The sequence below is a fragment of the Paenibacillus sp. DRB1-1 genome, assembly GCF_052119485.1.
GTDB classification, from domain to species: domain Bacteria; phylum Bacillota; class Bacilli; order Paenibacillales; family Paenibacillaceae; genus Paenibacillus; species Paenibacillus polymyxa_B.
The window spans coordinates 3,650,968-3,669,851 of record NZ_JBODQH010000001.1; the positions used below are offsets into that span (position 1 = coordinate 3,650,968).

Annotated in this window: 19 protein-coding genes and 1 other annotated feature; of the genes, 12 read left to right on the forward strand and 7 right to left on the reverse strand. The window is 41.5% G+C overall.

Going from position 1 to position 18,884, the window contains the following annotated elements; translation table 11 throughout:
• The first annotated feature begins 217 nt into the window (after nucleotides 1-217).
• Nucleotides 218-619, forward strand: coding sequence for a hypothetical protein (locus tag ACQW03_RS16190; protein WP_013311862.1), 402 nt, complete (start codon nucleotides 218-220; stop codon nucleotides 617-619).
• A gap of 124 nt (nucleotides 620-743) precedes the next feature.
• Here the strand turns inward: ACQW03_RS16190 and ACQW03_RS16195 are convergent, their stop codons facing one another.
• The gene (locus ACQW03_RS16195; RefSeq protein WP_013311861.1) at nucleotides 744-980 is read right to left on the reverse strand and encodes an alpha/beta-type small acid-soluble spore protein; all 237 of its coding nucleotides are present in this window, start codon (nucleotides 978-980) and stop codon (nucleotides 744-746) included.
• Between the two features lie 90 nt (nucleotides 981-1,070).
• Nucleotides 1,071-2,036 carry an aldose 1-epimerase gene (locus tag ACQW03_RS16200; RefSeq protein ID WP_441950599.1) on the reverse strand — a complete coding sequence of 322 codons (966 nt, stop codon included), beginning with the start codon at nucleotides 2,034-2,036 and terminating at the stop codon, nucleotides 1,071-1,073.
• Nucleotides 2,037-2,177: 141 nt separating this feature from the next.
• Nucleotides 2,178-2,436, forward strand: a binding site (T-box leader).
• Between the two features lie 53 nt (nucleotides 2,437-2,489).
• On the opposite strand from ACQW03_RS16200, the gene trpS reads away from it, so the two are divergent.
• Nucleotides 2,490-3,479, forward strand: a complete 990-nt coding sequence (gene trpS / locus ACQW03_RS16205) for a tryptophan--tRNA ligase (protein ID WP_441950601.1) — start codon at nucleotides 2,490-2,492, stop codon at nucleotides 3,477-3,479.
• Between the two features lie 42 nt (nucleotides 3,480-3,521).
• Here trpS and ACQW03_RS16210 read toward each other — a convergent pair whose 3' ends face one another.
• Nucleotides 3,522-3,689, reverse strand: coding sequence for a hypothetical protein (locus ACQW03_RS16210; RefSeq protein WP_007431986.1), 168 nt, complete (start codon nucleotides 3,687-3,689; stop codon nucleotides 3,522-3,524).
• 121 nt (nucleotides 3,690-3,810) lie between these two features.
• On the opposite strand from ACQW03_RS16210, the gene ACQW03_RS16215 reads away from it, so the two are divergent.
• Complete coding sequence (locus ACQW03_RS16215; RefSeq protein WP_013311857.1) at nucleotides 3,811-4,032, forward strand: alpha/beta-type small acid-soluble spore protein; 222 nt, start codon at nucleotides 3,811-3,813, stop codon at nucleotides 4,030-4,032.
• A 252-nt stretch (nucleotides 4,033-4,284) separates the two neighbouring features.
• Here ACQW03_RS16215 and ACQW03_RS16220 read toward each other — a convergent pair whose 3' ends face one another.
• Nucleotides 4,285-5,268, reverse strand: coding sequence for a metal-dependent hydrolase (locus ACQW03_RS16220; RefSeq protein WP_071642853.1), 984 nt, complete (start codon nucleotides 5,266-5,268; stop codon nucleotides 4,285-4,287).
• A 203-nt stretch (nucleotides 5,269-5,471) separates the two neighbouring features.
• Here ACQW03_RS16220 and cyoE point away from each other — a divergent pair, with 203 nt between their 5' ends.
• Nucleotides 5,472-6,416: a heme o synthase gene (gene cyoE / locus ACQW03_RS16225; RefSeq protein WP_307353209.1), complete on the forward strand. Its 945-nt coding sequence runs from the start codon at nucleotides 5,472-5,474 to the stop codon at nucleotides 6,414-6,416.
• Between the two features lie 88 nt (nucleotides 6,417-6,504).
• Here cyoE and ACQW03_RS16230 read toward each other — a convergent pair whose 3' ends face one another.
• Together ACQW03_RS16230 and ACQW03_RS16235 are read right to left on the reverse strand one after the other, a co-directional pair.
• Entirely contained in the window at nucleotides 6,505-6,849 is a 345-nt protein-coding gene (locus tag ACQW03_RS16230; protein WP_025723602.1) for a toprim domain-containing protein, read from the reverse strand.
• Between the two features lie 405 nt (nucleotides 6,850-7,254).
• Complete coding sequence (locus ACQW03_RS16235; RefSeq protein WP_441950605.1) at nucleotides 7,255-8,427, reverse strand: MFS transporter; 1,173 nt, start codon at nucleotides 8,425-8,427, stop codon at nucleotides 7,255-7,257.
• Nucleotides 8,428-8,650: 223 nt separating this feature from the next.
• Here ACQW03_RS16235 and ACQW03_RS16240 point away from each other — a divergent pair, with 223 nt between their 5' ends.
• From ACQW03_RS16240 to ACQW03_RS16270, 7 genes are all read left to right on the forward strand, one after another.
• On the forward strand, nucleotides 8,651-9,133 hold the full coding sequence (locus ACQW03_RS16240; protein ID WP_441950607.1) for a hypothetical protein: 483 nt from the start codon (nucleotides 8,651-8,653) through the stop codon (nucleotides 9,131-9,133).
• A gap of 16 nt (nucleotides 9,134-9,149) precedes the next feature.
• Nucleotides 9,150-10,301 (forward strand): transglutaminase domain-containing protein, encoded by a 1,152-nt coding sequence (locus tag ACQW03_RS16245; protein WP_441950609.1) that lies wholly within the window; start codon nucleotides 9,150-9,152, stop codon nucleotides 10,299-10,301.
• Nucleotides 10,302-10,321: 20 nt separating this feature from the next.
• On the forward strand, nucleotides 10,322-12,394 hold the full coding sequence (locus ACQW03_RS16250) for a peptidoglycan D,D-transpeptidase FtsI family protein (RefSeq protein WP_441950611.1): 2,073 nt from the start codon (nucleotides 10,322-10,324) through the stop codon (nucleotides 12,392-12,394).
• A gap of 509 nt (nucleotides 12,395-12,903) precedes the next feature.
• Nucleotides 12,904-13,353 carry a hypothetical protein gene (locus tag ACQW03_RS16255; protein WP_340959596.1) on the forward strand — a complete coding sequence of 150 codons (450 nt, stop codon included), beginning with the start codon at nucleotides 12,904-12,906 and terminating at the stop codon, nucleotides 13,351-13,353.
• Nucleotides 13,354-13,804: 451 nt separating this feature from the next.
• Nucleotides 13,805-14,353: a hypothetical protein gene (locus ACQW03_RS16260; protein WP_340959595.1), complete on the forward strand. Its 549-nt coding sequence runs from the start codon at nucleotides 13,805-13,807 to the stop codon at nucleotides 14,351-14,353.
• Nucleotides 14,354-14,839: 486 nt separating this feature from the next.
• A complete protein-coding gene (locus ACQW03_RS16265; RefSeq protein ID WP_322156977.1) occupies nucleotides 14,840-15,214 on the forward strand; it encodes a hypothetical protein in 375 nt (124 codons plus the stop codon).
• Nucleotides 15,215-15,236: 22 nt separating this feature from the next.
• Nucleotides 15,237-15,404, forward strand: coding sequence for a hypothetical protein (locus ACQW03_RS16270; RefSeq protein ID WP_322156976.1), 168 nt, complete (start codon nucleotides 15,237-15,239; stop codon nucleotides 15,402-15,404).
• Between the two features lie 11 nt (nucleotides 15,405-15,415).
• On the opposite strand, the gene ACQW03_RS16275 is transcribed toward ACQW03_RS16270, so the two are convergent.
• Complete coding sequence (locus ACQW03_RS16275) at nucleotides 15,416-15,727, reverse strand: hypothetical protein (protein ID WP_340959594.1); 312 nt, start codon at nucleotides 15,725-15,727, stop codon at nucleotides 15,416-15,418.
• An 844-nt stretch (nucleotides 15,728-16,571) separates the two neighbouring features.
• On the opposite strand from ACQW03_RS16275, the gene ACQW03_RS16280 reads away from it, so the two are divergent.
• Nucleotides 16,572-18,866 carry a glycoside hydrolase domain-containing protein gene (locus tag ACQW03_RS16280; protein ID WP_340959592.1) on the forward strand — a complete coding sequence of 765 codons (2,295 nt, stop codon included), beginning with the start codon at nucleotides 16,572-16,574 and terminating at the stop codon, nucleotides 18,864-18,866.
• Nucleotides 18,867-18,884: the final 18 nt, after the last annotated feature.

Genomic DNA, 18,884 nt, shown 5'->3' on the forward strand with positions numbered 1-18,884 from the left:
GTGATTTTTGCAGAAGATGATGAACAAAGTCGCAAAATGTCGAAGTGTAATTAACATTACCTGTTGGCGAAATTTAAAATGATGGATATACTTAGAAAATAGTTATAAATACCCAATTATGTTGGTTTTGATTGTAAGGTTAAAAATCTTCGCATGTAATTGAGCCGTAAGACCTATTAAATATTTTTGTATAAGGTATATAGGAGGGTTTTTTGTAATGGATGAAGTAGGTCAATTGTCGTTGGCAAGGCAGATGGATATCGTTTTAAAAGAACTGGATAATGAACTGGCGGGCTTGTCGTCAGGTATCGTATTTGTACAAATACGTAACAATGTAGTTGGAAAATTTGGGATTCGTCATAATCCGCTTGCAGGTAAAGGTGGCACATTTGCAGCAGTAGAACCGGGGTTATCAGCAAAGCATCGGGAGGATTTTCGGCGTATGGCCCTAGAAACGCTAAATCATAAGCGTAGCTGGACTCATGGTGAGATTGCTTTCGATTTTGCCATTAGACAAGGAACGATTTTGGTAGATGCAACACTGGAGTCCAACTACAACATGGCGAATCTTATGATCCGCTACAACAAGCCTACATACCGAGCGGCTAATTCGGAATAATCATTTATAAAAAAAGAGTAAAGAAAAGGCGGCCTTCCTAGGGAAGACCGCCTTTGTTATATGCCCGTTATAACGCATTTTGGTAAATTACGATGAACGGAATGCTCATGTGGAATAATGACGCTTATTGACCTGAACGACCTGATAATTGCTGTTCGGCCAGCTGTACCAAGCGTTTAGTGATATAGCCTCCCAGAGAACCAGCTTCACGGGATGGCATGTCACCGTAGTAACCATCTGCCGGAATGGTGATGCCCAGCTCTTGTGCAGCTTCATATTTCAATTGTTGCAATGCGTTGTTGGCTTGAGGAACAACTAGGTTGTTACTGCGACGGCTTCTGCCTTGATTAGCTTCATTCATGTGTAGTCACCTCCTTCGGCTGTGATGAGGTTAGTATGCGACAGAGTTATGAAAATATGCGCCGAAGGAAGAAAAGTGACTAGAGGAAAATTACGGATATATGATATGGATCTGAGTTTTAAGGTCGATGGATTGTTGAGGCTCCAGACGGATCAGTCCGCCTCCCTCAATAGGATCAGGCAAATTGGGAGCATCCGACAGCCATGTATAAGGCTCAATGCAAAGATACTGATCGCATTCACCTTTGGTATATAACACCCAATACTTAAAGTATTGCTCATCTGCTGTGTAGCGGATTTGATAACCGTCGTCACGAGTCAAAACAGCTTCAGCAGGGCCTTCCGTCGCCCGCAACAGCGTATCTAGATTTGTTCCTTTCAGAGAAAGACCCGAAGAGAGCTGATCCAAGTCATTCAACGAAGTAATGATACCTGTAGGTAGCTGTTCAGCATCCTGCTCATAGACGCCGTTCACAGGCAGCTTTAGGCGCCAGCGCTCAGGTTCTCCGTCCACCATAAACCAAGTGTGATATCCCAAGCCAAATGGGGCTGCTTTTTCACCCGAATTCGTTACGCGCAGCGTTTGACTTAATACAGCACCCTGCAAGCGATACGTCATCTCCAGACGCAAGGGAATGGGGAACTGTTCCATCCAGTGCGGATCACTTTCTGTCAAAAGCTCGGTAGTAACACTGCAACCTTCTTCATCCTCTTCAATATCACTGCAGCGCCAGGACTGATTACGATGCAGACCGTGTATATGATTGTCATTGGCTGTATTTCGGTCAAACTGATAAGGAATACCGTCAAACTCAAATTGTCCCTTGCGAATTCGACCTGGAGGAATCAAAATGGGCAAGCCAAAATGATAAGGCTTTTGTAAATAGAAAGCCAATTCTTCCTCACCAGGCCGACGTACGATATCCCGGTCGAGCTTCAGATCACGCACTGAGATAATATTATTCCCGAGGCGAGGGATCATCGTAACTTCCAGTTCACCACTATGTAAAACATACGTGTCGTAACCGTTCCAGTGTTCTTTGGTCACTTGTTTCATATTCATGCTCCTTTGTCCACTATAATCGGTTGAAGCTTCGTGTCATTATGATAACAGATTTTTGATCGTAGGGCACAATCGTCATTTGACAATAACATTATGCGGAATTATCATTAATGTAGTTTAGAAAGTAATGACATGGATAACACGATGATGAGGACAAGTAAGCTTTCGCATAAGCTCTTCAGAAAGCCGGTGGTGGATGGGAACCGGTGAGCCTGCACTGCTGAATGGACCTTGGAGTGCCGCACAGAACAGGATTCTACTGTCCTCAGTATGACGGCCGATTGCTCCCCGTTAACGGAGCTTTAAGATTGCAGGCAGCCACGGAGCATAGCTCCGACAAGTAATAGGCTGACGGCAATGAATAAGGGTGGTACCACGGTCTCGCGTCCCTTGAGGATGCGGGGCCTTTTTGCGTTCTAATTTTGAAATAAACGGAGGAGGAAGAATATGAAAACTGTACTTTCAGGTATTCAGCCTAGTGGACAACTTACTTTGGGCAATTACATTGGTGCAATGAAAAACTTTGTCAAATTGCAAGAGGATCATCAATGTTACTTTATGGTCGTAGACCTTCATGCAATTACCGTACCGCAGGAACCGGCCCATTTACGTGAGCAGTCGGAGGCGGTAGCGGCATTATTTATCGCAGCAGGTATTAACCCGGAGAAATCCAATGTCTTTTTACAATCCCATGTTCCTCAGCACGCTGAGCTGGGATGGTTGATGACAACACTGACGAATATGGGCGAATTGGAACGTATGACTCAGTTTAAGGACAAAGCGGCAGGTAAGGACTCCGTAGGAGCAGGGCTGTTCGTATATCCGTCGTTGATGGCAGCTGACATTTTGCTCTACAACGCCGATCTCGTCCCGGTAGGCGACGATCAGAAACAGCATCTGGAGCTGACACGCGATTTGGCGGGTCGCTTTAATCACCGTTATGGAGATTATTTTACTGTTCCCGAACCGTATATCCCTGAAGTAGGGGCGAGAATTATGTCCCTGGATGATGTATCTAAAAAAATGAGTAAGAGCAATCCGAATGCAGGCAGCTTTATTGCCCTGCTGGACGAACCGAAAGTCATACGCAAGAAAATTAGCCGCGCTACAACCGATTCTGGTAGTGAGGTTAGATATGATCCAGCCAATAAACCGGAAATTAGTAATCTGATGGGCATCTACAGCCAGTGTTCCGGTTTGTCGCTCCAAGAAGTGCAGGATCGCTATGAAGGTCAAATGTACGGAACATTTAAAAAGGAACTGGCAGAGACCGTTGTAGCTATGCTTGAACCGATTCAGCAGCGCTATCGCGACATCCGGGAATCTGGTGAAATTGGACGTATTTTGGCCCTTTCCGCTGAGCGCGCACAAGAAGCGGCTGAAGTCACGTTGTCTGCGGTCAAAGAGCGCATGGGCTTTCTGCCACGTCTACGCTAAAGCATATTGCTGGCAAAACTGATTAGGCCCTATAGGATTGGCTTAGGAGCGGCGTTGTCGGGCTTTGACCACGAAACCCCAGCCGATATTGCCGACAGATAATAGCCCCAGCAGAATGGCAAGCCATGCGGAATAACTGATGGATATAGCGGCTGCGGTCAGCAGGACAATGGATGAAACGGCGAACCATAGGGATAGACCTTTGCTCATTGGTAAAAACCTCCAGAGTTCGAATGTTGAATTTCAGGAATAAGTAGTTGTAAGCGAGCCATAATAATCTTGCAAGCTTGCAATGAACCTCACTCACAAAGAACTGAAAGGAGATTCAAATATGAGCAGACGTCGTTCAAACAACCTGCAAGTACCGCAGGCCAACGCCGCTTTACAACAATTAAAATATGAGGCAGCTCAAGAACTTGGCATCACTATCCCTCAGGACGGTTACTTCGGTAATGTTGTTTCCCGCGAAACAGGTTCGCTTGGGGGATATATCACGAAAAAGCTGGTCCAACAAGCAGAACAATCCTTGTCGGGCAGCAGCCGTTTGCAGTAATACACATAGACACTCCATCTTGGAAGCTGTATTATGAGCAACTGTGATGAAGAAAATCCGGAGCGATCATGCTCCGGATTTTTTTACGCATGGCTTATGACCATTGTGAATCACACAAGTCCGCTTCGTCAAGAGGGCGCTTTCATGAGATCTGATTTTTTGCGGGAGTGACCAAAAAAAGCAAGCTCCCAGATTAAGGGGAACTTGCTGTCTGTTGTTTCATACGGCTTGTTGTTAGCTTGTAAGCAGGTTTTAATTCGTATGCAGGGAAAGGCGTTTTTGCATCTTTTCGTCACTGAGCCATCCAATATAGCTGTTAATCAGTCCGAACTGCTTATCCATCGCGACCACGGCCACGAATGGATATTGTTTTCGGTGTCGATACCTTACGTCTCCCCATCGCACAATGTAGCCCCATTCCAGTTCCTCCACCTCGGCAACGGCGAAGGAGGAAAAATAGCGAAATGCCTGCACATCGCGATAGGATTTGGATGCTTCTACGGCAGGATGTGTGGATGGAATCGCATGTTTCGTCCAAAATAAGTGTTTGCCATTTAATCCGCCAATGTCATAACTTCCATTCTGATGAGCTTTTACCACATGCCACCGGTTCCATGATACGGTGGGAATGATATAATAGATGTCGCCTTCCTGACGCTCGTTGTCCATATCACGTACCGCTTTTCTGGTTATAAAATGACTCCAGGTTCGCCAAATGTAATATAGGCCAATAATAACGTACAGCGTAATAAATAAGGGAGCGGGTGGAATCAATCCGGTGATCCACAGCATAATCGCAGCAACATGGGTGCCAAAAATAAAGGGATCGAAAATATGGATGATATTCCAAGATATCCACTTGTTCGTAAACGGCCGGAATGCCTGTGTTCCGTACGTATTAAATAAATCTGTGAATACATGCAGGCAGACAGCAATCGTTACCCATAATGCTACATGACCTGGGGGCACATCTCTGAAGATCAGGCAAATCAGTCCTGTTATGGACAAGATCCATATCAACCAGAAGGGAATTGAATGCGACAGTCCACGGTGATTGCGAATGTAGGCTGCATTATTTTTCAACCGAAGCAAAGTGTCAAAATCCGGAGCTTGTGACGCTACGACTGTAGCGAGCAGTACGACTGCGGCCAACTTTGGATCTCCGGCGACGACAGGATCAGTGTAGGCCAGCCCGGCCAATCCGATTCCCATGACAAAGTGTGTGGCTGTATCCATATCTGTCGCTCCTTTTGTATTGTTTCCTGTACTTATTACTACCCAAATTTACTGTAAACGATCAGCAGGGACGATTTGCCATCGGAATTGTGAACGTTTTGTGCGTTTTCTGTCAAACTTTTCGGGGTAGGTATATGATAAAATTTATATCGGAGTTCAACTTACTCCCGAATTCATACATCTCTAAGGGGGAGTTACTCACAATGGATAATATAAGTTATAAGACTTCTTCGGATGCGGCTACCTATTCTGTAAAATCTAAACCACCCGGTAAAGCGGGCACTTGGAAAGATTTTATTACAGTTACCAAGCCAGGCATCCTTCGTACCAATCTGGTTGCAGCCTTTGGTGGTTTTTGGTTAGCATCGCAATGGGACGTTGACTATATAAAGCTAATTCTTACACTTTTAGGTACAATGCTGGTTATGGCGTCTTCTTGTGTTTTTAACAACTATTTTGACCGTGAGCTGGATTTGAAAATGGAACGTACACGTAATCGCTCACTGCCAACAGGGCGTCTGACCCCTACAACGGTGCTGTCATACGCTATTATTTTGGGCATTGTCGGGTTAGCTGTTCTATTCTCCTTCTCTGGTGTAAAGGCAGGATTACTGGGATTACTTGGTATGTTCGTCTACGTCGGTATTTATACACTTTGGTTAAAACGTTCGTCTACATGGAGCACATCCATCGGCGGTATTTCTGGTGCAATGCCTCCTGTGATTGGTTATGTGGCCGCTTCGGGGCGTATTGATATGGGCGCTTGGCTCTTATTTGCTCTCCTATTCTTATGGCAGCCTCCTCACTTTTGGGCACTTGCTATTCGCAGAGTTGAGGAATATCGCGCAGCAGGATTTCCGTTGTTGCCAGTCGTAAAAGGTATCCATCGGACCAAAATTCAGATGATTCCTTATATTGTATTGCTGATTCCGGTACCCATCCTTATGTATGCTTATGGATATGCCGGTATGATTTTTATGATCGTGTCCGTGTTACTGTCCGTGCTGTGGGCATTCTATGCCTTTAAAGGTTTTACGATTAAGGAAGAAGAAACGGATTCCTGGGCAAAAAAAGTATTTTTCTTTTCCATTAACCATCTGACACTCAGCTTCTTGCTGATGATCGTCGATACGGTTCATAAGTTCTAATGTCATTTTAGAGGCTTTTATAGTGCACCATATAGCTGTCCAACAGGCATGAAAGCGGCCTGAGGACAGCTTTTTGTTATTTTAAAGACTAAAGAACAGGTGGAGGGTATATAATGTATTCTTCCAATCCTGCTTTTTCCAATTGAGCGATCACATATTCGTCTGGAGTGCCTTCTACGCCAGCGTATCCTTTACGGGTATACATATGGTAGGCATCCGGAAAAGAGTCTGCAAGCACACCCCTTATTTTTTTCCCTGAGCTGTCATTGTCCATAAATAAATATATTTCGTCGTGCTTGACCCGCTTGTGGAGGGATTCCAGTTTTATAGAGTTTAGTGTGCCGAAGGTGCATAAAATGTGGACCTCCGGGTCAAGTAATCGGCGAAGTTTGCTGCGGTCATTTTTCCCTTCGACGATCACGGTTATCGCCATGTAAGCTCACCCCTTGTCTGATACATATGCTCGAAATTCCCCGGGAAATGAAGAATATGTGTATAGTGTAGCTCCAAATAGGGTTCTCATGCAAAAAATAACAAAACAGCCTGCCAGAAGTGGCAGGCATGGGCACAAGGGGCAACATGTTAGGGCGATTCAGACATTAAATCCAGCAAGTACGGAGAATGATGACGAGCAGAATATAAAGAACAAGAATGGTGCCAGTTGAAGTTCCAATAGGGCAAGGATGACAGTGGCTCACGGGCTGCACCTCCCTTTGTTAGTGAATGTTCAGTCAAAATATTCTATGTGGATAGGGGTATAGTGTACTGTGCATTTGCCCTCTGGAACGGCATTTTGGGCTTTATAGGTAGGACAATAGCAACCGCTGTCTCAGACTAGCTAGGAATGATAAGGTCCTGAGGCGGACAGTGGCGGTGTCGGAGATAAGCGTTTAACGGGAACGAATAGCAGGCCGGCCATCAGAATCAGAAATGCGATAAAAAAAGGAGAAATGTGATCGGGTAACTGACCTGCCAGTACAGGTCCGGCAAAGGAGCCGATAGATGTTGCAATAGACTGTAGTGCAAAGGTTTTGCCCAGTCGCGCACCTCCAATTCGTATGAAAAGAGAGGCCAGCGCTGGAAAAATGATGCCTTTGGCTGTTCCCAAAATAAAAAGTATGATGCCAATCGCCGCTTCGGGCGTGGTGGCGAGTGCGTAAAAACTTAGAGACATCAAAATAATGCCACAAAGTAGTCGCACCATTGGTGAATATTTGTTCAGAAACAGCAGGCTGAGCGTGCAAAGTGCTCCCAAACTGATGATGGAAAAGAGCAATCCGGTGGACATCATGGACGCAGACCCGTTATTCCGTAATGGAATTTCGTAAAATAAAATGCCTTGTGCACACGCCAAAACAAAAGGAAGGAGCAGGTAGCGCCAATTGAATGGTAAACGCGTCTTCTGTACTCCGGATAGTGGAGCAGGTGTCGCATGACCATCTGATAATTGGGCCTGTGGAGCGGGTGCTGTTTTGGGCAAGGTGAAATAAGCCATGAGTCCCGTGACTACGAGAATGATGCCAAGGGAACTAAACGTCTCACTAAAGCCGAAACTGGCTACGATAAATGCGCCGGCAGCTGGAGACAGGACAGAGGCCAATGTGTGAACGACACCATGTCCTGACATATATTTGCCCTGCGTAACTGGATGATCGGATAGCTGTGCCAACATGGCCAGACAGGCTGGAGATAAAAAGGCCAACACAAAACCGCTAATCGCCCGAAGAAAAAGTAATTCCCACGGTGTGTGGATGTACGATTGAATGATAAGAATGATGCCTGCGGCTGTTAGGCTGAACATAATATATCGGCGGCTGCCGTGTTTGTCGACCTTGGGGCCGGCCATCAAATTACCAGGCAGGTGAGTTAGAGAGTAAATCCCCATCATCCAGCCAATAAAAGTAGGTGCTGCACCCAGGGAGATAGCGAATGGTGTCAAAATAGGATATTGTGCATGCAGATCGAAAAAGGCAATGAATAAAAAAAGATACAGCCAGAGGGCTGTTTTCATGGGATGACCCCCTTCCCTAATGTAAACTTTCATGTTGCACTACGTATCGGCCCTTCCTAAGTTGTACGCTGGAGTGGACGAACATAGACCACTTTGTATGGACAAGAATTGAATAACAAGGTGTGTAAAAGAGCTAAGCTGACAGGGCATCACGTAATCATGTATAATTACAGAGACAATTTTGTGATTTGAATGATGTAGTTGAAAACGGGAGTGTAGCGAAATGGATAAGGGCGTCTGGACAGAGTTTTTGGAACATAATTGGCAGATTGTTCAGGATAACTGGCTGTATATATTAATTGGGCTTGTCCTATTGTTAGTCATATTGAAGGTTGTAAGAACTCTCATAAAATGGCTGATTGTCATTGTCGTAATTGCAGGCTTTCTTATCTACAGTGGCATTTCCTTTGAACAGGTCGGCAAGGTCGTTACTCAGGCAAAGGATGATGCGATTAACAAGGTTCAGAGCGAGGCTTTGAACATGATGATCAAGGAGGGACGGGATGCCAAATACACATCCAACGCGGATGGTACGTTTTCGGTAACCAGCTCCAACCTGGAAGTGAAAGGTCCATTTGATGGTGACAAGGTCAAGGTATGGTTTCAGGGAATGTCGCTGGGCGAGTGGAGTATGGGCGATACCGTTAAGAAATATATCGAAAGTGCGAAAGGCTCGGCTGTAACACAGTCGCCACAGTCGCCGTAGAGACAGGAGGAACACAATGAAACCATCCTGGCTGGAGCCTATTCTTCATTGGAATGGCGTGACGGTGTTTTTGATTGTCATTGTACTGCTGTCGTTGATTCAGGGCTGGAGACGAGGAGCTTCCAGATCTGTAGGGGCGCTGTTCAGTCTCATTGTGGATGGCATACTGACTGTGGCGGGTATTTTGTGCTCGCTCGGGTTAGCCATGTGGCTTTCACCGAAAGTACAACAATGGCTGGCGGCTTACATGGAACATTTGCCTCAGCGGGAACTAAGCGGGATTGAACAATTTTATTATACGTTGGTGGCGGGGTTAGAAGGTTTTCCGCTGCTGCGGTTCGCCGTATTGTTCGTGCTCAGTTATGCTATCGCCCAATTTGTACTACGTGCAATTTATGTGCTGATGGTAGGTGGCAAGTCAGATTCTCATCTCCGTGAGCATGAAAAAAAATCAGGCTTTCTCAGTAGGGTGGCAGGGGCTGGAATAGGTACTCTTATCGGTGGAGCACGCGCTATCATGGTTATAGCCCTGCTATTCATTGGCGTAAGTCTGTACCCAGACAGCGGGTTTAGCAGCTACGTCCAAGCTTCACCGATTTATAAGCAGGGAGCGCAATCGGTCATAGAGCCGTTATCCGGTACACTGATAAAGGATAAATTGCCCGTATTTACGCAGGCCGTTACCAAGGAATTAAATGGTATCCTGCAGCGGAAATACGAAATGATTGACCGGGAAATTCCGAACGATATCGGTCAGGCTGCGGCCAAGATTACACAGGGGATGAGCGGTGATGAGCAAAAAGCCAGAGCGTTGTATGAATGGGTAGGTACCCGTATTAGCTATGATTTCAGTAAGGTAGAAGCCTATGAGCAGCGTGGTGACTGGCATGAACAGACCCCTAGAGATACGTTTGATACACGTAAAGGAGTCTGCATTGATTATGCTCGCCTGTATGCGATGATGGCTCGGTCGCAGGGACTACAGGTCAAGGTGGTGACAGGGCTTGGTTATAACGGACAGGGAGGATACGGTTCCCATGCATGGAATGAAGTGTATTTGAGCGCGCAGGATCAGTGGGTACCGTTAGACCCGACCTGGGCGCAAAGTGGGGACTGGTTTAATCCGCCTGGTTTTGCCCAAACACATATCAAGGATAAAGTGATTTAATAAGGAGTGGAAAAGGGCACATGAGAAAGATAGACAACGAGCAGGGAAAAGACAATGAGATGTCTGATCGAAAAAGATTCAGCTTTCGGATCAATCTGTTCTTTTTCAGCTCGTTCATTATATTTACAGTCATTATTGTAAGACTGGCGATACTTCAATTCGTAGATGGACCTCAGCTCAAGCAACAGGAGGCCAGTAATGTTACCAAAAATGTACCGCTTACGCCGATTCGCGGAACGATTTACGATTCCACCGGGCAGAACAGACTGGCGTATTCTACACCTGTACAATCGCTGTATATCACGCTCTCCAAAAACTATAGTGACAGCATGGAAAATTTGCGTAATCCTGATAAAAAATTGTTGCCTGAGCTGGAGAATATGACACAGAAGCTGGCAAATCGGTTTGCTCAATATGGTAGTAAAGATGAGCCGAAAATGACGGCAGAACAAATTATGGACGCTATGGACCGGAACTACCAGAGATTTAGCGGTTTTACGCCGCGTCTGATTAAAACCAATCTAAATAAAGATGAAGTTGCCTATTTTATGCAGCATAAGAGTGAGTTCCCGGGCGTAGATGTCGTAGAGGAAACGGTACGTCATTATGATCCCGATACGGTAGCTGTCCAAACGGTTGGCTACATTAAAAGCTATAAAAGTGCGCGTGAAACGTTGGATAAATATAAAAATATTCAAAAATCCATGTCAGCTGAAAATGATCCGGGTCTCATCTATATGGATAACGAGTCTGTAGGCTTTGATGGATTGGAATTTCAATATCAGGAACAGTTGCGAGGGAAAAATGGTTATAAAACGGTACCGATTGATCCGCGTAATATGCCGGAAGGTGTAGATTCAGTTACTCCTCCGCAAAAAGGGAATAATGTATATTCCACGATTAACAAAGAAATTCAGGTTAAGACTGAAGATGCCATTATGGATCAATTGAGATGGCTCCATACACACGCTGTATCTGGCAAGACTCATCCTTATGCCAAAACAGGCTTTGCTGTGGCTATGGAAGTGGACACAGGAAATGTGGTAGCGATGGCTAGTATGCCGGATTATGATGCTAATTACTGGCAGACCGGAAATATATCTAGCGATAATTATAAGAAAATACAAAATGTATACTTGAATGGTACTATTCGCTCCTTTGGATCGGGCCAATCAGGTCAACATCCAGAGTCGGTTGTCCTACTTGGCTCCACCATTAAGCCGCTTTCTGTGTTAATAGGACTGGAGGAAAATCTATTCAGTACCTCATCGTATTACCAGGATACAGGAGCGGCTTACTTTGGGCGTAATAATTCGTCACGAGTTCGGAATTCCTCGGGTCATGTGTACGGCGGGTTGGACCCAGCTTCTGCCATTCGGCATTCCTCCAATGCATTTATGGTCGATATGGTGGGCAAAAGATTGTACAACAAATACATTAATAATGCCAAGGAAGATCAAGGTGTGAATGTATGGGACCGCTACATGAAGGAATTTGGACTAGGTGTTTCTACGGGTGTAGATTTACCAAGTGAATGGTCTGGACGCAGAGAGTATGCTCATAATTCGAAAGAGTCCTCATTATCTAAACTTGCATATGCTTCTTTTGGTCAGCAGGGTAAATATACAACGCTTCAGCTTGCACAATATACAGCAGTATTGGCTAGCAAGGGGAAACGGATGGAGCCGCATTTGGTCAGTCAAATTAAAGACACTAACGGCAATATAGTACAAACGATCAAGCCGAAGGTGTTGAATGAAGTGAAATTCCCGGATGCTTACTGGAATGAAGTTATACGCGGGATGGCAACAGATGTTAGCGCATTTAAAGGTTTCCCTTACGACTTTGCTCGCAAAACGGGGACATCGCAGCAAAGTGTAGGCAGAGAATTGAAAGATAATGGAGTATTTATAGCCTTTGCACCACGTCAGAATCCCAAACTTGCAGTAGCGGTTGTTATTCCTGAAGGGGGCTTCGGGGCCTGGAGTGCCGGGCCTGTGGCGCGTAAAATCTTTGATGCTTACGATGAAGTGTACGGTCTGGATGGTGTTCCAAAGAAAAAAATAGATTCAACCGATAATGATGGAAAGTAATACTGTAGAAGTGAATTAAGTAATTCGTGGCTGTGCGTATAGATTGAATGAAAGTCATCGTATCTAAGTATCCCAATGAGCATTAGTTCAACAGTCGTTAGGGTTTGTCTGATGAAAAGTGGAAGGAAAATCTGGAGAAAAACAATAAGCGTGAGATTTGATCAATAAAGCAGATAGCTTAGTTCTTTCATTAATGGCGGCCCATCATTTGTTTCAAAATGATGGGCCCCTGGATATTTTAAAGAAAGCTATATACTATATCACATGTGCTATTCCTGACAAGTAGACTTATAGAGCTGAAAATATATATAGTAATATTTTCTTGAAATTTTTAAGTCGAATCTTAAGATTCGTTACTTCTGATCTGGAAGGAAAATTTATATTTAGTGATTAATGGGGAAAAATATTGAAATGATAATATTAACAGAAAATGATATATATACATAAATCCTTTTTGTGGCATTGAGTTATAAAATCAGGTTGTAGTTAATAAACAAGGAGGTTTTTATATGCTAAATAAAAAAATGAAAGTCTCAGGAGTGTCGTGTCTCTTATTTTTAACAATAACATCTTCAGCTTATGCCGATGTTTCCGCAACATCTTCAGCTCATGCGGATGCTTCTGTAACATCTTCAACTTATGGGGATGCCTTTGCCCATGAAAATAGTTTAATCAGTACATCGGGAACTTCAAAATCATATAATTGGGGAGACAGTAGTGCTGCAATTTATTGTAATGGTAGAATAACTGTGCATACTTTTCCAAGTGGACATTATTCTGATGTACTTACTGTAGCACTTTACCAACCAGGAGATCCTAGGTCCTGGGATAGTTATACCTTACAAGACGGTGGTAAATACAATAATAATGTTTCTTTTAAAGGGCTTTATGGATATTTTTATGTAAGAGTTGTCCCGAATGATGATTCTGCAAAAGGAACCTTCTATGTTGAATACTAACAAGTTTTGAAATATTGGAATTAGAAGATGGTGACACTTTTTTGCAGATTATCAAGTTAAGTGCAAGAGAGCTTCTGTAGATGATTTATGAGCCGTTTTTCATTACTAAACAATTTCGTGGATGGTTTTGATCAGAAGTTCCTAATTCCACTTTTGATTTTGGCACCCCCCTTACCATTAGGTAAAATTGCGTAAGGGATCATTTGAATTCTCATTGTCGCCTTTCTGCCAAAAGAAGAGTAAGGTGGATATTAAAAATAAAAAAATTAATTAAGCGGCGATCTTTTCCCGGAATTCAATTGGGGAGAGGTCGCCGAGTTTGTTGTGAAAACTCTCTGTAAAACGAAATATAGTCTTCAATCTTAATAAAACAAAAGTTTGTTGTAACAATTTAAATATTATTATCTCTACATAAAAATTAAATTTAGCTATAAGTGATGGAGCTGACTTTATGACTGCCAAGTATAAAAAGATAATATACTATCTGGTTTTTATCGTGTTATTTGTGAACTTGTTCTTATTATTTCTGTATTCCATTAATTATGATGTGTTACTTTTCAAAAAAGGTAGTTATCTAATACCTATCTTCATTAATATCATTGCTTTAATTTTACTTTCTACTATAAGTAGCGGAAAATCCCTGGTAACTTTAGTAATAATAATAGGATTACTTTTGTTGTTACTACTTAAGTCTATATTTACCCAATTATTTCATCCTTACAGCTATGAACAAGTAACATCCCCTATAAATAACAAGGTTATTCTTACTGAATATCGAAAATCCCTTCTTGATGGAAAGGTTTCGTTTTACAGGATCTATCAAGTAAAATTTGTTGTATTTACAAAACAACTTACTAAAAAAGAGATAGTTATTGATTATCCATATACCCTTGATCCTTCTCAAAAAGAAGTATTTGATTACGGAGCACCAGAATGGAGGGGAGAAAATACAGTAATATTCCATACAATAGAGGGGCCAAGAAGATTTATCATGGATTAGTCGGAGAAAGTAGTTACGTGATGCTAAAACTAAGAAAGTTGGATGGAGAATCGAGAAAAATATTGTAAAAAAATTAGGGTAAAGGAGTTTAACATAAGTAGTGTAGAATCCAAGAGAAGGGAAGTCACTCAACATTAAAAATAACCTCTCCAGTCAGAAACGTTCAAAATTTTTCTCCCCGTTAACCGTGAGGGATATAAAAAAATTTAGAATCATAGAATGTGAAAGATATAAAGATCAGTGGCAGACTGACGTCTTCTTTCGTTGGATTAAGCAATATTTGATTATTCCAACGCTGTTTGGTACAACCGAAAATACAGAATACGGGTAACTCTTTCGGACTTTTATCGTCTTCTTCTTAAACCCTTACTTCTTTTTACTTAATCAAGAAGTGTGTTAATAAATTATATAAAATATTGCGTAACCTAACGAAACAAATTATAGTATAAGAACAAAACTCTAATCTTTAGAAAAAGGAGTGTAATTGTGAAATATAATATTAATCTATTTGGAAATAACTTTGATTGCGAACTGCATGTACAAGATAATGACTTGTCCATTACATTGGATGAGGACAATCAAAAGGCAATCAAATCGTATTTATCCAGGGTGCTTCAGAAATACACGGAAGTCAATATATCAGAGAAAAATTCATTAGAATTAATGGTCACTAAAGCTATCCAAGTTGAAAAAAATATAGGTAGTCGAATGTCCGAGCCAAAGCTTAAATTGCCATATGAATTTGCACCCGAAACGAAAGAAAAACTTATTGAATGTGCGAATATACAGGAAACTTCAGCGACCCAGTTGTTAATTCGCTTAATTGACCAGAAGTATCATGAAGTGATGAATAACAACTAAGGGAAATAAGGAGAAAAGTAACATGGCTTATGGGAATAAAGTGAAATTCCATTATGATGTACCTGCTTATATTAAGAAGGAGTTAGCGGAGGCGGCAAAAAAGCTGGGGCTTACCGCTACCGAGTTGCTTATTAGAATTATAGAAGAGGAATATCAAAGAGTGAAAGGGACAGGGCAGGACTCTAAATGAGTCCTGCTTCTCTATGCTTTAAATAGTCTAGTAAAACAGTTATGTAGGTGAAGGCTCTCGGTGATAGAAAAAGAATGATAGCGATATTGGTCGTTATTTCTCTCGACTTGGTCCATATAAAAAAGGTGCATATCCCAATAATCTTCTTTTGCATTAGATATTATTAGAAGTAAGCTGAAAAGCTCCGGCTCATCTAAAATTTCTAATACAATTTTGGAATCTGATTGCTCAGTACTAATAATTTCACGGACATGTGCCAAAAGTGGAGTAGCCATCAAATTTTGAAGTATAAGAAAGCTTTCTTTGAGCGTAATATATTCCATTTCTAATTTCAAACCCCCAATCATTACCTTTTATTTGATGTATTCCATTGCATAGATTTATACAACATGCTAAAAAATCCTATTTATTTAATTATATACGAACATGTGTTTGACATCAAGAAAAGTGGTGTGTAATTTTTTAGCAAGTTTTATTACAGTAGCTGCATGTAAAGGAATATATGGGTCAATTCAATCAATAGTAAGTGAATGAATTTAGTATTATCTCTTAATTATTTTCTCTGTTTTCTGGGAAAGTGTAATAATAGCAATTTTGTAGGGCTTCTAAAATCATGTTGGTGCACTTGTGCCTTCCTAAGCTATATTCTTGAGTAATATTATTGAAGGCTAAGTAACTAGCTTTATCTTATGTTGTTGTGTTTCCGTAATGTATAAAAAAATAATTTGTAAAGTGGAATATATTATATTGCGTAACGATACGCTATATAATATAATATTGATGAATAGATTATTTGTTTTCAATAATTAGATGCCAGATACATCTAGTTATAGGATATCTGAGCGAATAATCTATAACTAAAATGAAAGTATCTAAAAGGAGGTTAACAAGAAATTATTCTGATGGATATTTCTTTTAGATATTAGCTGCGAATCAACTTTTATTTTCGACTATGACTGTTATACAAAAATTATGCCAACCTTAAAATTTAGAATGTAAGTCGTTGTGTTAGGGTAAATTCCTATGATCTTTAGTTTCGATAGACAGGTTATTATAACCTACTAGAAGCAGGAGGTAGTCATTAAGATTAAATCCTATTTATAGACAGTCTATTAGAAGATGAATTGCTGTGTTTACATTAGTAAAATAAATGGGAGGTTTTTATACATGGATGAAATGGTGAGGAAAGTTCAAAATTTTGTTAATGTAACATACTCTACAAAGCCAGGATACAAAATGGTTACTGCGGACGGAAACACAGGATGGGGGACTATTAAGGCTCTCATTCAAGGTTTACAATTTGAACTTGGAGTATCCCCTGCAGATGGTGATTTTGGTCCTGCGACATTGGCTGCTTGCCCAACTCTATCTTCTAGTTCTCCAGTTGGCAATTTAGTACTTATTCTTCAAGGAGCATTATATTGCAAAGGATACAGTACAAATGGTATGGACGGGCAATACGGTAATGGTACTCGCTTGGCAGTCTCCAGGCTTCAGGCTGATGCAGGGCTACCGAATCCAGATGGCATTGCTACACCTATAATCATGAAAGCCTTATTAAATATGGATGCATTCGTAAATGTAGGGGATTCCAATATTCGCGCAATGCAGCAAGTTCTAAATAGTAAATACTATAAATATATAACTCCAAAGCTTGGATTGATTCCTTGTGATGGTTTGTATTCAAGTAAAACTAATCGCGCTTTAATTTATGGACTGCAAGTAGAACAGGGGAACACCAATCCAGACGGTGTATTTGGGACCACAACATTGTCTCTTTGCCCCACGCTTAATGTAGGGAATACCAAATCGAATTTCATCTCTCTTTTGAAATATGCACTGTATGTGAATGATTTTAAAAGTATAGCTCTGAATGGTGTATATGATACTCAAACGAAAAGTGTTGTTGCTGAGTTCCAACGCTTCTGTGCGTTATCATCTGACGGTATTGCAGGCAAACAAACTTGGGCCTCTCTCCTTGTTAGTACAGGTGACCGGAATAGAAAAGGAACAGCGTGTGACTGTGTAACTGAGATTACACCTGCAAGGGCGAAGGCGCTCAAAACTAATGGGTATACGACTGTTGGCAGATACATTGTTGGGGGAGATTGGAAGAGGCTTAAGCAGGAGGAGCTTAATGTTATTTTATCTTCTGGGTTGAGGGTATTCCCAATTTATCAAACATCAGGTAACGGGGTAGACTACTTCAAACCAGGGCAGGGCATGAAGGATGCCATTGAGGCACATCATGCTGCTAATAAATTTGGATTTAAAGACGATACTATAATTTATTTTTCTGTGGACTTTGATGCAGTTGACTATCAAGTAACGAGCAATATTCTACCACATTTTAAAGCCATACATGACAAATTAACTTCACTTGGCTCTAAATATAAAGTAGGGATTTATGGGCCGCGTAATGTTTGTAGTCGTGTTGCTGCAGCTGGATATTCAGTAAGTAGTTTTATATGTGATATGTCCACAGGTTTTAGTGGTAATTTAGGTTATCCTCTGCCGAAAGACTGGGCCTTTGACCAAATTTCTACTGTTTATGTTGGAAATGAATCAGAAAATAGAATTGAGATAGATAATAATATTGCTTCGGGAAGAGATCAAGGTGTTAGTTCCATTAATACCGGGATTAATAATACGTTAGTAACTCAAAATAATTTGTTTTTTAAACAGATGGATGAGATTTATAAATATGCTCTTGAATATACTTCAAATGATATCTATCAAGCTAACCAAAGAGTTCTTGAGTACTATAGAAGCCGTATATACGATGGCATTCTCTGGGATATAACTGCAAATCCAGTTGATGAAAAATTTGTGAAACTTATAAATGAGAAAATACCTGATTTTAGAATGGAAGTACTTTACGATCTTGGAACAGAGAATATGATGGATGTTCCCCATATGCTTGCTACAGTTAACTCATATACTACTTTAGCAGATAATTCGGTTATCGCAGAGTTAGGAGGATGGGCTGGGGATCTTCTTACTGCAGCTGGTGACGTGAGTGGCTCAGTAAAACGGAATGTGTACCCTACTGCCTATTCTGCTTCTCTTGAAATTATAGGTACTGCGAAAAACAAGTCAACGTTTGACCTAATGGATTTAGTTGCTGATGTAGATGCAGTTTATCTCGTTTCAAAATTAATTAAGGGTTCCTCCTACTCTAAATTAAATGAAGAGATGCGTAATCGATACTCAACAGCAGTACAATTAAAAGATAAAATCTCTTTCTTTGTAAAAAGTAAATTCGGGACATTAGAAAATGCTCAGACCCAAGCAGAGAACATTCTAATTAGTGAGTTCCCTTTGACTTTTAGTGCAACTAGAAAGTTATTTAAAATTAAGTTTATGAATATATACAAGGAACCAATTAGTTATACTGATGAAGAAGGTAAAGAAATTGCACGTGGATTTAAGGATGCTCTAGCATCTATGATGAATGCTTAACTATCTTTATTCAACCAT